The organism is Pseudoalteromonas thalassia (assembly GCF_049257215.1).
In the GTDB taxonomy this organism is placed as follows: domain Bacteria; phylum Pseudomonadota; class Gammaproteobacteria; order Enterobacterales; family Alteromonadaceae; genus Pseudoalteromonas; species Pseudoalteromonas lipolytica_C.
Map to the genome: position 1 here is coordinate 118,680 of NZ_JBMMUE010000012.1, position 14,992 is coordinate 133,671.

A 14,992-nucleotide genomic window follows, 5' to 3' on the forward strand; every position below is an offset into this window, starting at 1 on the left:
TAATAAAAAGGCAAAAAATAGCTAATGACAGCGCAATTTGAACATGTCTCTGTACTGATGGACGAAACCATAGACGCTTTGGATATTAAACCCGAAGGCATTTATATGGATGGCACGTTTGGTCGCGGCGGACATTCAGGACAAATTCTTGCGCGCTTAAATGAGCATGGTCGTTTACAAGCAATTGACCAAGATCCACAAGCTATTAAAGCTGCTGAAAAGTTTGCAGATGATGCACGTTTTTCGATTGCCCATACCCGTTTTTCCAACCTTAAAATAGTCGCTGAAGACAATGATTTAATTGGCAAAGTAGACGGAATTTTATTAGATATTGGTGTGTCATCACCGCAGCTAGATGATGCTGAGCGCGGCTTTAGCTTCATGAAAGATGGCCCGCTAGATATGCGTATGGACCCAACCAGTGGCCGCAGTGCAGCACAATGGCTAGCTGAAGCTGAACTTGAAGATATCACTCATGTTATTAAAACCTATGGTGAAGAAAAGTTTGGCCGCCGTATCGCTCATAAAATCATTGAGACTCGAGAGCATACTCCAATCACTAGTACAAAGCAGCTTGCTGATTTAGTTGATGAAGCTGTACCAGTAAAAGATAAATATAAACACCCAGCAACACGTACATTCCAAGCGATCCGAATTTATATCAACAGCGAGTTAGAAGAAATTCAAACGGCACTACAAGCTGCTGTTGAAGTGCTCAAGCCCGGTGGTCGATTAGTGGTTATTTCGTTTCACTCGTTAGAAGATCGCATTGTTAAGCAGTTTATTAAAAAACAGAGTAAGGGAGAGGCGATACCCAGAGGTCTGCCTTTAACTGATGCACAAATAAATAAAAACCTGACGTTAAAGGCAGTGGGTAAAGCCATTAAGCCAAGTAAGGCGGAAATTGATGCAAATCCTCGTTCACGCAGTTCTGTGTTAAGGGTTGCTAAGAGGTTGTAATGAAAGCAAAAGCGACGAATCGCCAACCTAATTTATTTGTTGAAGTGTTTAAAGGTCTTGCTGCTAATAAGCTGACCTTAGCCTTGTTGGTTGTGATTCTCGCGTCGAGTTTAAGTGTTGTGCAGGTGACGCATTTAGCGCGTCAGCAGTTGATAACACAAGATGAGTTATTGCAAGAACGTGATGAGCTTGATCTCGAGTGGCGTTACTTGCTTGTAGAAGAAGAGTTTTATTCGCAGCATGCGCGCATTGAAGAAATCGCGACCATGCAATTAGAAATGAAACGGCCGACCAGCCAAGACGAACAGGTGGTAGTACTGCAATGAGAAGCAGAGGGAAAAAGCCAACTAATACCTTGATCACATGGCGCTTTATGCTTGTGTGCTCTGTGCTGCTTTTAGTCTTTATGACACTGGTTGCACGTGCCGCATTTTTGCAGGTTATTGAGCCCGATAAAGCACGTTCTGAAAGCGATAAACGTACCGTTCGCGTTGAAAAACAACATGTACAGCGCGGAATGATCTTTGACCGTAACGGCAAAGAGCTTGCGGTGAGTGTGCCTGTTGTAAGTGTGTATGCTGATCCCAAGGCACTGCATAAATCATTAACGAGCAAGGTGCTGCGTCAAGCGCGTAAGAATGGTGAAGATCAAAATGCACTTGCTGAAAATACGGCTGAACTAAACAAGCGCATCGCTACTTATTATAACAATGACATTCGTTGGCGTGAGCTTGCGGATGTATTACGCATTGAACCAAGTAAAATCAACTCACGTCTTCGTGATAATCCAAAACGCCGTTTTGTTTATTTAAAACGTCAAGTAACACCTGCAGTTGCAAACTATATTGGTGATTTACGTTTACCGGGTATCCATCTGCTGGATGAGTCTAAACGTTACTATCCGGCAGGAGAAGTGACTGCACATGTGATTGGTTTCACAAATATCGATGGTCATGGTATCGAAGGTATTGAAAAATTATACGAAAAATCGTTAACCGGTGTTGAAGGACAAAGAACAATCCGTAAAGACGCTCAAGGCCGAGAGGTCGAAGTGCTTGATGAGCGTGAACGTGTTGAACCAGAAAATATCCATTTAAGTATCGATCAACGTATTCAAGCGATTGCCTACAAGGCGATAAAATCGGCTGTGCTGACATATAAAGCGACCTCGGGCTCAGCTATGGTCGTGGATGTAAAAACAGGCGAAGTATTGGCTATGGTAAATAGCCCGTCGTTTAATCCTAATAACCTTAATGATGCTGCTCCACATAAGCGTCGAAATCGAGCAATTACTGATTTGTTTGAGCCAGGCTCAACTGTTAAGCCGCTAGCCATTTTAGCTGGTTTAGACTACGGCTCAATTCAACCGGATTCAATAGTTGATACTTACCCTGGCTGGATGCGTGTTGGTGGCAGCCTTGTCCAAGATACGCGTAACCATGGTGAAATGACATTAAGAGAAATCTTAAAATACTCAAGTAACATGGGTGTGACTAAAGTTAGCCAAGACTTACCAAAAGACTATTTTGTCGGGCTTTATCAAAAAGTCGGATTTGGTAGTGATAGTGGAACAGGCATGGTCGGTGAAAGTAGCGGCTTGTTTTACCCTAATCGTCGTTGGTCAGATCATGAAATAGCAGCATTATCATTTGGCTATAACTTAGCTGTGAGCACCGCACAAATGGCACGTTTTTATGCCATGTTAGGTTCTGGTGGCGTGATGCGTCCTCTTACTGTACTTAAGCAAGAGTCAGTGCCTGAAGGTGAGCGCATTTTTCAGCAAAAAGATGTTGAAGCCGTCGTCCATATGATGGAAAGCGTGTTCGAAAAAGGCGGCACGGCACAAAAAGTTCACGTCGATGGTTATCGCGCAGCTGGCAAAACAGGTACCTCTAAAAAAGCCGCTGTAGGTGGTTATGGTGATGAGTATGTCGGCTACTTTGCTGGTGTTGCACCGGCAAGCAATCCACGTTTAGCGGTAGTAGTATTGATCAATGAGCCGGGTGGAGATGTTTATTATGGCGGTGCGACGGCAGGTCCTGCATTTGCAGAGATTGTCTCCAATGCCTTAAGAATTTTAAACGTCGCACCGGATAAAGATGCGGTTGCGTACGTAGAAGGCAAAGATAACGATGCGTGATTTAAAACCAATTCTGAGTCAAATTGAAGTTGAGGCCACTAGTTTGCTGGTCAATCAACTACGTCTTGATAGCCGAGACGTAAAAACAGGCGATGTTTTTGTAGCTGTTAAAGGCCATCAACTTGATGGCGGACAATTTATAGATAAAGCCATAGAAAATGGCGCTGTAGCAATTATTGCTGATAGGTTATGCGAATTTGAAAGTGATTTTGAATCGCTTTACTTGGTCACAGACCTCGCGAAGAAACTACCTGCTTTAGCTGCTGCGTTTTATCATCAGCCGTCAAAACAATTAGATCTGGTTGGCGTTACTGGAACAAATGGTAAATCAACCACAACTGCGATGATCGCGCATTTAGCACAGCAATGTCATAAATCAGCAGCGGTCGTGGGGACGCTTGGCTATGGGCATCCAGAGCAATTAACTCCATTAGTAAATACCACACCATCAAGTGTTGATTTGCAGCGAATTTTGTTTGAATTACATGAACAGCACACCGATGTTGTTGCAATGGAAGTTTCATCACATGGCCTTGTGCAACAGCGTGTTGACCATTGTCAGTTTAAAGCAGCCGTTTTTACTAATTTATCTCGCGACCATTTAGATTATCATGGCACTATGGATGCTTATGGTGATGCAAAGCTGATGTTGATGCGTGATCACAATCCTGAGATTGTGGTTCTTAATCAAGATGATACACAAGTTGAGCAGTGGTTAGAAAAATACGACTTTAACAACTTAATTTGCTACGGCCATAAAAACTTAGCACCAGAAGGTGCGCGCTATGTTTACTTTAGAGATGTTGTTTATAGCAACACCGGGATTTCGGCAACATTCGAAACAAGCTGGGGTCAAGCACAGGTGCAGTCTGCATTATTTGGTGAGTTTAACTTGTATAATCTGGCTGCGGCGATGGCCACTCTACTTGGTATGGGGTATCCGCTGGCACAGTTAGTTGCTGCCTGCAAAACACTGCAACCAGTGGCTGGTCGTATGCAAGCGTTTAGCGTACCAGGGCAGCCAACCTGTATTGTTGATTACGCGCATACACCCGATGCGTTGGCATTAGCATTACAGGCTTTACAAAAGCATGTACCTGGAGGCGTAAGCTGTGTGTTTGGCTGTGGTGGTGACCGTGATAAAGGCAAGCGCCCAATGATGGCAAAAGCCGCTGAAGGCAACGCAGACCGTATTATTATTACTAGCGATAATCCGCGCAGTGAAGACCCTAATGCCATTATTGCTGATGTGGTGGCAGGTCTTGAGCATGCTGAAAAAGCCCATTGTGAAGCTGATCGCGCTAAAGCAATTAGTTATGCAATAGAGCAGGCCGGTGCTAATGATGTGGTTTTAATTGCCGGTAAAGGCCATGAAGATTATCAAATTATTGGCGATACACGAATCGACTTCTGCGATCGCCAATATGTACAACAACAATTAAAAGAAAAATCGCAAGGGGCGCAGTTATGATCCCTATGGATTTTGATTGGCTAGCAAAAGTTCTAGCAACTGATTACCAAGGTGGTAATCAAACGGTAAAAAATATTAACACCGACACCCGTACTCTGTGCGAGGGTGAAGTGTTTTTAGCGCTACAAGGGCCTAACTTTGATGGTCATAAATTTGTTGCGCAAGCAAAAGATAAAGGGGCGATTGCAGCTATTGTAGCGCGTCCTGTTAATGTTGATATTGTGCAGTTTGTGGTGAGTGACACACGTATAGCGCTAGGCCAAATTGGCGCAGCTGTGATGGCACAGGTTGCACCAAAAACAATCGCTATTACAGGTAGTGTGGGTAAAACCACTGTAAAAGAAATGTGCGCGGCGATTTTATCAGGTCATGGTGAAGTACTGGCAACCAAAGGCAACTTTAATAATGACATTGGTGTACCTCTGACCTTGTTACGCCTTGAGCCACAGCATCAATATGCGGTAATTGAATTAGGCGCCAATCACATTGGTGAAATAGCTTACACAGTCGCGATGACTAAACCTGATGTTGCTGTGGTTTGTAATGTGGCTGAATCTCATTTAGAGGGATTTGGATCATTACAAGGTGTGGCTACTGCAAAAGGCGAAATCTACGACGGCCTAAAACCTGACGGTGTTGCAATCGTTAACAGCGATAGTGATTTTGCAGATTACTGGCTCGAAAAACTAACTGATCGCAATGTAAAACGTTTTTCTACTCAGCAAAAACTAGATTACTGGGCAGAAGATGTGGTGCTTGATGAGCAAGCGCGTGCGTCTTTTGTGCTTTGCAGTAAACAGCAAAAAGTTCCTGTTACTCTCGCATTACCGGGCAAACATAATATTGCTAATGCATTAATAGCGACAGCATTAACCACTGAGCTGGGTGTAAGCCTAGAAAGTGTTGCTAAGGCATTGGCTGGCATGGGAGAAGTCAAAGGTCGTGTCAATGTACTTAAAGTATCAGACACTCTAACCGTAATTGATGATACTTATAATGCCAATGTGCAGTCAGTAAAAGCGGCGATTGATTTATTAAGCGACATGCCGGGACGTCGAATTTTTGCGTTAGGTGATATGGGCGAACTTGGCGAAGAAGCCCGCTTTTATCATCAGCAAGTAGGCGAATATGCAAAACAAAAAGGCATTGATGAGCTATACAGCCTAGGCGTATTAAGCAAGTCGGCCAGTGATGTATTTGAAAAACCAAATCGTCACTTCTCGAACCGTGAACAACTATTACAACAATTACAAAGTGTGCTTACTGAATCTCAGCAAAAGACCACCCTTGTAGTAAAAGGATCGCGCAGTTCTCGTATGGAACTAGTGGTAGCAGATTTAGTTAATAGCCAGCAAGATGGCAACAATGGAGTATCGTCATGTTAGTTTGGCTGGCAGAGTATTTAACACAATATTATAGTGGCTTTAATGTTTTTTCTTACCTTACGCTGCGTGCGATTTTAGGTATTTTAACTGCGCTGCTTATCTCTCTTTATTTTGGTCCTAAGCTTATTCGTGGCCTACAAAAAATGCAAATTGGTCAGGTGGTACGTCACGACGGCCCCGAATCTCACCTATCTAAAAAAGGCACGCCTACCATGGGTGGCATTTTGATTTTAGGGGCGATTTTTACCAGTACATTACTGTGGGCTGACCTTTCAAACAAATATGTATGGGCAACCTTATTTGTGGTGGGGTCATTAGGTGTAGTTGGCTTTATTGATGACTACCGTAAAGTGATCCGCAAAGACCCTAAAGGCCTAATTGCGAAGTGGAAATACTTTTGGCAATCAGTGATTGCATTAGTGGTTGCCAGTGCGCTTTATTTTACTTCGCAACAAGGCAGTGAAACCTCGTTAGTTGTGCCGTTTTTTAAAGATGTGTTACCACAGCTAGGGCTGTTTTATATCTTGATGACCTATTTTGTAATTGTAGGTACTTCGAATGCGGTAAACCTAACGGATGGCCTTGATGGTTTAGCAATTGTGCCAACCATTTTGGTTGCTGCGGCGCTTGCTATTATTGCTTACTTAACCGGTAACGTTAACTTCTCAAGCTACTTACATATTCCGCATTTGCCACTGGCAAGCGAACTTGTGGTTGTATGTACTGCCATAGTTGGCGCAGGACTGGGTTTCTTGTGGTTTAACACTTACCCAGCACAGGTATTTATGGGTGATGTAGGCTCATTAGCACTCGGTGGTGCACTGGGTATTATTGCGGTGCTTGTTCGTCAAGAACTGGTACTTATCATCATGGGGGGTGTGTTTGTAATGGAAGCATTATCGGTGATTTTACAAGTAGGCTCTTATAAATTACGTGGTCAACGTATTTTTAGAATGGCGCCTATTCACCATCATTATGAATTAAAGGGTTGGCCTGAGCCGCGCGTAATTGTGCGCTTTTGGATTATTTCAATCGTGCTAGTTCTTGCTGGCCTTGCGACATTAAAGATCAGGTAAATGACAGTTATTAACGAGATAAAAAACAAACAAATCTCAGTGCTCGGACTCGGTGTAACCGGTCTGGGCATTGTGCGTTTTTTATTGTCTCAGAATTTTAAGCCAATTGTTGTTGATAGCCGCATGGCGCCTCCGGGTGCGGATTGGTTAAACGAGCATGCCAGCGAGTTAACTACGTTTTTTGGTGATTTAGAACAGGCAGACTTAGCCAGCAATGACATTATTATCATCAGCCCAGGTCTAAGCCTTGCTACACCGGCTGTTGCAAACGCCATTGCTGCGGGCGTTGAAGTGATTGGTGACGTTGAGCTTTTTGCCCGTTTAACCGATAAACCAATTGTTGCGGTAACAGGCTCGAATGGTAAGTCGACAGTAGTTACCTTGGCGTTTGAAGTACTGAAAGCCGCTGGTTATAAAGTAGGGCTTGGCGGTAATATTGGCACAGCAGTACTTGATTTATTGTCGCAAGATTACGACGTTTATGTACTTGAGCTATCGAGCTTTCAGCTTGATACCACGCACAGCTTAAAAGCGAAAAGTGCCTGTGTCTTGAATGTTAGCGAAGATCACCTTGATCGCTACTCAAGTTACCAGGCATACATTGACTCAAAGCAAAGTATTTATAACGGCTCAGAGCTTGCTGTTGTGAATGCCATTGATGTGGCAACCCATACAGCAAAGCAACCACAAGTAAGCTTTGCACTTGCAAATGCAGACTTTGCCTTAGTAGAGCATCAAGGTGAGACGTACTTTGCAGCACAAGGGAAACCTGTGTTACCTGCAAGCTGTTTGAAAGTTGTTGGCTCACACAATCAACAAAATGCACTAGCAGTTATGGCGCTACTAAGCCCGTTTAGCATTTCTACAGAGCATTATCAGCAAGCGTTTAGTACGTTTACTGGGCTTGCACACCGTTGTCAGTTTGTCGCTGAAATTAATGAAGTGAAATACTTTAATGATTCAAAAGCGACCAACGTTGGCGCAACTATCGCTGCTATTGAAAGCTTAGCTGATCAAGCAAAGCAATTAGTTGTGATTGCTGGCGGTGATGCAAAAGGGGCTGATTTAGATGCCTTGAAACCCTATTTGAATGATAAAGTGAAAGCTCTTATTTGTTTTGGTAAAGATGCTAAAGCACTGGTGTCATTAACTGAAAAAGGTCATTTAACCACGAATATGCATGAAGCTGTGCAATTGGCAAAGCAGTTAAGTAGTAGCGGTGACATCGTATTGCTTGCTCCTGCGTGCGCCAGCATTGATATGTATAACAACTATATGCAACGTGGTGATGAATTTGCGCAGTGCGTATTGGCGGAGGCAATATGATCGCATTTGCCGACATTCGTGAAGCATTAACACCTAAGCAATCGCCACAGCTTTATGATGTGCCGTTGTTGTATTGTATGTTGATGTTGATAGGTGTTGGTTTTGTGATGGTTACAAGTGCCTCAATGCCAACCGCAGAACGATTATTTGATAATCCGTATCACATTATTATTCGCCATAGCATGTTTTTAATCATGGGCTTTTTTCTATTTTGGATTGCCACAAGTGTGCCTATGGACTGGTGGAAACGCAGTAATGCCTATTTATTGCTATTGGGTTTAGGTTTACTGGTGTTGGTACTTATAGTTGGCCGCGAAGTGAATGGTGCAAAACGTTGGATCCCCATAGGCCCTGTAGGTTTTCAGGTGGCAGAAGCCGCTAAGTTATTCTTTTTTAGTTATATTGCCGGCTATTTAGTTCGTAAGCGCGAAGAAGTACAAGAAAACCTAAAAGGCTTTTTTAAGCCACTCGTTGTCTTTGGTGTTTATGCATTGCTTATTTTAATGCAACCAGATTTAGGTACTGTTGTTGTACTTTTTGTTACCACTGTAGGTTTATTATTTTTAGCGGGTGCTAAGTTATGGCAGTTTTTTGGACTGATCTTAACGGGCATTGCAGCCATTGTGGTGCTAATTATCGCTGAACCATACCGTATGGCCCGTGTAACTGGCTTTTTAGAGCCATGGGAAGATCCGTTTGGTAAAGGGTATCAGTTAGTACAATCACTAATGGCCTACAGTCAAGGCGGTTGGTTTGGCCAAGGCTTGGGGAATAGCGTACAAAAACTGCAATATCTACCAGAGGCGCATAATGACTTTATCTTTGCCGTAATTGGTGAAGAGCTTGGTTTTTTTGGTGTACTGAGCATTTTGATAGTACTAGGTGTATTCGTATTCAGAGCCTTGTTAATTGGTCAAAAAGCCTTGAAGTGTGGCAAAGAGTACGAAGGCTATTTTGCCTTTGCAATAGGTATCTGGTTTGCGTTTCAAACCATGGTCAATGTTGGCGCAAGTGCCGGAATATTACCTACAAAAGGCTTAACATTACCGTTTATTTCTTACGGTGGTTCTAGTTTATTAATTATGACCATAGCAACAGGTGTACTTTTGCGGATCGATTTTGAAACAAAAATGGCGACTAAGCAGGCAACCTCACGTGGAGGTAAACGATGAGTAAAAAGTTACTTGTTGTTGCAGGCGGTACTGGCGGACATATTTTTCCGGGTATTGCCGTCGCTGATTTTTTAAAGCAGCAAGGCTGGCAGGTCAGCTGGATTGGCACGCCTGACAGAATGGAAGCGACAGTGGTACCTAAGCACCACATTGATATTGACTTTATCAATGTCAAAGGGGTTCGTGGTAACGGTATTAAACGCTTGATTAAAGCCCCGTTTATGGTGATGAATGCTATTTTTCAAGCGCGTAAAATTTTAAAAGCACAAAAGCCTGATGTGGTGCTTGCGATGGGTGGTTATGTGACCGGACCTACTGGAATTGCAGCTAAAAGCTTAGGCATTCCTTTGGTTATTCATGAGCAAAATGCAGTTGCAGGCATGAGTAACCGATGGTTAGCAAAGTTTGCCAATAAAGTGCTTGCCGCTTTTCCATCTGCTTTTGCAAAAGAACACTGTGAAGTGGTGGGTAATCCGGTCAGAGCAAGTGTTGCAAATGTTACAGCTAAGCAGACAAGTACGCCGATTAATGTGCTTGTGGTGGGTGGTTCGTTGGGCGCGCAGGTGCTCAATGAGACTTTACCTGCTGTATTCAGTGAACTTTCAGCGCTAACAACGCTTAATATATGGCACCAAACGGGTAAAAATAATGAACCGAATGTGACTGCCAGCTATCAACAGTTAGGACTAGCTGAAAATAGCAAAGTTGCTGAATTCATTGATGATATGGATAGTTCATATCAGTGGGCCGATTTGGTAATTTGCCGCGCTGGTGCGCTAACGGTTAGTGAGATTGCCGCAGCGGGTCGAATGGCGTTATTTGTGCCTTTTCCACATGCAGTGGATGACCACCAAACGGCCAATGCAAAGTATTTAGTGACTGAGCAAGCCGCGCTGATTATGCAGCAAAGTGAGTTTAATAAAACAGCGGTCGTTGAATTATTAACACCGTATGTAAACGCACCAGAGAAAATTTCAACAATGGCAAGTAAAGCAAAACAGCTTGCTATTTTAGATGCCACAGCCAATGTTGCCAAACGCTGTGAGCAACTAGCAGATAGAAGAGATTAGTAGTGAAAGAAAGCACGAAGAAAGAAAACAACACTCGTCCTGCGATGCGTCGTATCGACACCATCCACTTTGTTGGTATTGGTGGTGCAGGCATGGGTGGAATTGCCGAAGTACTTGCTTTTGAAGGCTACCGCATCACGGGTTCTGACATTGCGCACAGTGCGATGACTGAACGCTTAATTCAAGTGGGTGCAGAAGTATTTATTGGTCATGACGAAAACAACGTAAAAGATGCCAGTGTTGTGGTGGTATCAAGTGCTATTAATGAGCAAAACCCTGAGATTAAAGCAGCTAAAGCGGCGCGAATTCCTATTGTTCGCCGCGCAGAAATGCTTGCTGAATTAATGCGTTTTCGCCACGGTATCGCAGTGGCCGGCACCCATGGTAAAACCACAACAACCAGTTTAATTGCCAGCATTTATGCTCAAGCCGGTCTTGATCCAACCTTTATTATTGGTGGCTTGTTGAACAGTGCTGGTAGTAATGCCAAGGTCGGTAAAAGCGATTTCTTAATTGCTGAAGCCGATGAGAGTGATGCATCATTCTTACACTTGCAGCCTATGGTTTCGGTGATCACAAACATTGAAGAAGATCACATGGATACTTACGGCGGCAGCTTAGAAAAAATGAAAGACACCTATGTTGATTTCATTCATAACTTACCGTTTTATGGTTTAGCTGTCGTGTGTATTGACTCTGAAGTTGCGGCAGAGCTTATTCCGCGTTTTGGACGCCCTGTTATTACTTATGGTGAATCGGCTGAAGCTGATTATCGCATGCTTGATTTTAGTCAAACTGCGAATACTTGTTCATTTAACGTAGTAAATAAGCAAGGTGAAAGCTTAGCTGTAACGCTTAATATGCCTGGCAAGCACAATGCGCTTAACGCGACAGCGGCGATTGCAGTGGCTAAAGATCAAAACATTGCGAACCATGCCATTTTAGAAGCGTTAACAAAGTTTGAAGGGGTAGGCCGTCGTTTTCAGCATTACGGTACCTTTGAAAATGAGCGTGGCAGCGTGATGCTAGTTGATGACTATGGACACCATCCATCAGAAGTAGCAGCAACGATTGCAGCGGTTCGTGAGGGCTGGCCAGATAAACGTTTAGTGATGGTTTATCAGCCTCACCGTTATAGCCGTACTCGTGATTTATACGAGGAGTTTGTCAAAGTACTGGCTGACGTTGATCAGTTATTACTGTTAGATGTGTATTCAGCAGGTGAAGAGCCTATTGTGGGAGCTGATAGTAAGAGTTTATGCCGTAGTTTACGCCAACGAGGTAAAGAGCCATTACACATCGCTAGCAGCTCTGAGCTTGCGGGTGTTCTTGCAGATACCCTGCAAGATAATGATTTAGTTTTAACACAAGGCGCTGGTAACATAGGCCAGTTAGTGAAAAAGTTAGCAGCAACCAACTTGTCAGTTGAACAACTAAAGCAGGTAAATATATGAGCCAGTTAAGCGACAAATTTGGCAAAGTAGCGGTACTTTTTGGTGGCACATCTGCCGAACGAGATGTCTCGCTAAAATCAGGCCAAGCCGTATTGAACGCTTTGCAAAGCGTTGGCGTTGACGCCATTGCTTTTGATCCAAAAGATAACTCATTATGGCAATTAAAGGATTTAAATATAGAGCGCGTATTTATTGCGCTTCATGGTCGTGGCGGTGAAGATGGCACCATTCAGGGCGCACTTGAATTTATGGGTATTCCGTATACCGGTAGTGACGTTCTTGGCTCTGCGCTTGCGATGGACAAAGTTCGCTGTAAGCACTTGTTTAAAGCAATGGGCCTGAGCACTGCACCATATACTGTTGTTGATAGCCGTTATGAATTTGATAGCCAAGCAATTATTAATGAATTTGGCAAAGTGATGGTAAAACCGTCACATGAAGGCTCAAGCATTGGTATGGCAGAAGCAAGCAGTGCAGAACAACTAGATGCCGCTTTAAACGCTGCATTTAAGTTTGATAGTCAAGTGTTGGTAGAGCAGTGGATCACAGGGCGTGAATTTACTGTAGCGGTACTTGGTCAAGATGTTCAGCCTGTTATTGAGATGACGACGCCAAATGGTTTTTATGACTACCAAGCTAAGTATCAATCGAACACAACTCAGTATCATTGCCCAGCTGATTTATCAGTACAAGAGACTGAGTTATTGCAAGATATGGCATTAAAAGCATTTGATTTAGTCGGTGCAAGTGGTTGGGGCCGTGTTGATGCAATGCGTGATCAGCAAGGTAACTTCTATTTATTAGAGGTTAATACTGTGCCAGGAATGACAGAAAAGTCGTTAGTACCTATGGCGGCAAAAGCAAACGGTGCTAGCTTTGAACAATTAGTGGTTCGCATTTTGGAGCAAACGCTTTAATATGCATCCGGTTTTAGAAAAAGCAAAGCAGTTAAAACAACAACTTAATTGGTCGTTGATATTTGGTGTGAGCTTTTTTTTAGTCGTGGTTTTTGGTCTAGTAAAAATCACGACAGGTGTGTCTGACTGGTTAGTTGAAAATAAAGATGCGCAAATAAAGCATTTATCGGTATTAGGACAGCCCAAATATACAGATGAAAAAGCGATTATTGGCGCAATAAAAAAAGCGGATTTATCGAGTTTTTTTGAATTAGACGTGAAACATGTGCAACGCTTGGTACAAAGTTTACCTTGGGTTGCGACTGCTTCAGTAAGAAAGCAATGGCCAGATACTCTGCAAGTATACGTAGTAGAGCATCAAGCAGTTGCGCACTGGAACAGTGGAGCGCTTTTAAATCAATCAGGTGAGGTATTTGAAGCAACTAGCGATAAGCTACCTGATACACTTCCTCAGCTTTATGGCCCAGAGGGAAGTGAAATTGAAGCCTGGACAGCATTTCGTCAATTTCAAGAAATGCTTAAGGTCAATAATTTAGAGCTGACAAGTTTAGCGCTTTCAGAGCGCTTTTCATGGCAGTTATGGCTTGATAACGGCATTCGCCTGAATTTAGGTCGTAAAGAAAAAGCAAAGCGTGTACAGCGTTTTATTGATGTGTATCCGCGCATGGAACAACGTGCAGATGCACAAATTGATGTTGTTGATTTACGGTACGATACCGGTCTTGCAGTGAGCTGGAAGCCACTTCAAGAAGAGCAATTAGAAAATAAGAGTAAGGCATGACTAAGTCAGCAGAAAGAAACCTAGTGATTGGATTAGACGTTGGCACATCAAAAGTAGTAGCCACCGTTGGTGAGATCACCGCAGATAATAAACTCAGTATTGTGGGTGTTGGCAGCCAAGTATCGCATGGTATGGATAAAGGCGGCGTTAACGACCTTAACCTTGTTTCTGAATCGATTCGTCGTGCTATTGACGAAGCGGAGTTGATGGCTGATTGCCGTATCAGCTCTGTTTACTTAGGTATATCTGGTAAACATATTCAATGTCAGAATGAAAGCGGTGTGGTTGCAATCAATAACACTGAAGTGACTGATGAAGACATCGAGAATGTAATTCATATCGCGCGTTCAGTGCCTATTTCGGCTGAACGCAAAATGTTACATGCTCTGCCACAAGAATACAGCATCGACATGCAAGAGGGGATTAAAAACCCATTAGGTATGAGCGGTGTACGTATGGAAGCCCGTGCACACATTATTACTTGCTCGAACGATATGGCAAAGAATATTGAAAAGTGTGTTGAACGTTGTGGCCTTGAAGTCGATCAGTTGATCTTTACGGCTCTGGCATCATGTTACTCAGTACTAACGGATGATGAAAAAGAGTTAGGTGTCGCTGTATTAGATATTGGTGGTGGTACAATGGACATCACTATTTATATCAATGGTGCGCTGCGTCATTCGGCTGTTATTCCGGTTGCTGGTAACCAAGTGACTGGTGATATTGCAAAAATATTTAGAACACCTATATCACATGCAGAGTCACTCAAAGTACAATACGCATGTGCAAGCAGCCAAATGGCAAGCAATGAAGACACTATTGAAGTACCAAGTGTAGGTGGACGTCCAGCGCGCATCATGTCGCGTCATACTTTATCTGAGGTTGTTGAACCTCGCTTTAGAGAATTATTTGAGTTGGCGATGGAAGAAATACGCCGCTCAGGTTTAGAAGACCAGATTGCTGCAGGTCTCGTCATTACAGGCGGAACAGCAAAAATGACTGGCGCAATGGAAGTGGCAGAAGACATTTTCCAAATGCCGGTCAGAATTGGCAAACCAATCGGGATTGTTGGTTTGACAGATTATGTAGATGATCCTTCGTACGCGACCGCGGTTGGTTTGTTACAATACGGCCGTACAATGCAATCGATGAATGCACAAAAGTCGAAAGCGGAAGGTGATAATAATTGGTGGAACCGTATTACTAAATGGTTCCAAGGTGAGTTTTAAGACTCAAGTCG

13 protein-coding genes are annotated in these 14,992 nt (G+C 43.3%); all 13 read left to right on the forward strand.

Features of this window, described 5'->3' with window-relative positions:
* The first annotated feature begins 24 nt into the window (after window positions 1-24).
* From rsmH to ftsA, 13 genes are read left to right on the forward strand one after another with little or no spacing between them, the layout of a single operon-like run.
* A complete protein-coding gene (gene rsmH / locus AAEU31_RS14750) occupies window positions 25-960 on the forward strand; it encodes a 16S rRNA (cytosine(1402)-N(4))-methyltransferase RsmH (protein ID WP_421967601.1) in 936 nt (311 codons plus the stop codon).
* Window positions 960-1,286: a cell division protein FtsL gene (gene ftsL / locus AAEU31_RS14755; RefSeq protein WP_135923488.1), complete on the forward strand. Its 327-nt coding sequence runs from the start codon at window positions 960-962 to the stop codon at window positions 1,284-1,286. The genes rsmH and ftsL overlap by 1 nt, the downstream gene beginning before the upstream one ends.
* The gene (locus AAEU31_RS14760; protein ID WP_135923489.1) at window positions 1,283-3,100 is read left to right on the forward strand and encodes a penicillin-binding transpeptidase domain-containing protein; all 1,818 of its coding nucleotides are present in this window, start codon (window positions 1,283-1,285) and stop codon (window positions 3,098-3,100) included. Before ftsL ends, AAEU31_RS14760 begins: the two co-directional genes overlap by 4 nt.
* Entirely contained in the window at window positions 3,093-4,571 is a 1,479-nt protein-coding gene (murE, locus tag AAEU31_RS14765; protein ID WP_421967602.1) for a UDP-N-acetylmuramoyl-L-alanyl-D-glutamate--2,6-diaminopimelate ligase, read from the forward strand. The genes AAEU31_RS14760 and murE overlap by 8 nt, the downstream gene beginning before the upstream one ends.
* Window positions 4,568-5,956, forward strand: coding sequence for a UDP-N-acetylmuramoyl-tripeptide--D-alanyl-D-alanine ligase (locus AAEU31_RS14770; RefSeq protein ID WP_421967603.1), 1,389 nt, complete (start codon window positions 4,568-4,570; stop codon window positions 5,954-5,956). Before murE ends, AAEU31_RS14770 begins: the two co-directional genes overlap by 4 nt.
* Entirely contained in the window at window positions 5,950-7,032 is a 1,083-nt protein-coding gene (gene mraY, locus AAEU31_RS14775) for a phospho-N-acetylmuramoyl-pentapeptide-transferase (protein ID WP_421967604.1), read from the forward strand. Before AAEU31_RS14770 ends, mraY begins: the two co-directional genes overlap by 7 nt.
* Entirely contained in the window at window positions 7,033-8,358 is a 1,326-nt protein-coding gene (murD, locus tag AAEU31_RS14780; RefSeq protein WP_421967605.1) for a UDP-N-acetylmuramoyl-L-alanine--D-glutamate ligase, read from the forward strand.
* Window positions 8,355-9,530, forward strand: a complete 1,176-nt coding sequence (gene ftsW, locus AAEU31_RS14785; RefSeq protein ID WP_135923494.1) for a cell division protein FtsW — start codon at window positions 8,355-8,357, stop codon at window positions 9,528-9,530. The genes murD and ftsW overlap by 4 nt, the downstream gene beginning before the upstream one ends.
* Entirely contained in the window at window positions 9,527-10,600 is a 1,074-nt protein-coding gene (gene murG, locus AAEU31_RS14790) for an undecaprenyldiphospho-muramoylpentapeptide beta-N-acetylglucosaminyltransferase (protein ID WP_421967606.1), read from the forward strand. The genes ftsW and murG overlap by 4 nt, the downstream gene beginning before the upstream one ends.
* 44 nt (window positions 10,601-10,644) lie before the next feature.
* Window positions 10,645-12,054, forward strand: coding sequence for a UDP-N-acetylmuramate--L-alanine ligase (murC, locus tag AAEU31_RS14795; protein WP_206769127.1), 1,410 nt, complete (start codon window positions 10,645-10,647; stop codon window positions 12,052-12,054).
* Window positions 12,051-12,971: a D-alanine--D-alanine ligase gene (locus AAEU31_RS14800; protein ID WP_421967607.1), complete on the forward strand. Its 921-nt coding sequence runs from the start codon at window positions 12,051-12,053 to the stop codon at window positions 12,969-12,971. The genes murC and AAEU31_RS14800 overlap by 4 nt, the downstream gene beginning before the upstream one ends.
* 1 nt (window position 12,972) lies before the next feature.
* Complete coding sequence (locus AAEU31_RS14805; protein ID WP_135923498.1) at window positions 12,973-13,752, forward strand: cell division protein FtsQ/DivIB; 780 nt, start codon at window positions 12,973-12,975, stop codon at window positions 13,750-13,752.
* On the forward strand, window positions 13,749-14,981 hold the full coding sequence (gene ftsA / locus AAEU31_RS14810; RefSeq protein WP_036971185.1) for a cell division protein FtsA: 1,233 nt from the start codon (window positions 13,749-13,751) through the stop codon (window positions 14,979-14,981). The genes AAEU31_RS14805 and ftsA overlap by 4 nt, the downstream gene beginning before the upstream one ends.
* Window positions 14,982-14,992 lie beyond the last annotated feature (11 nt).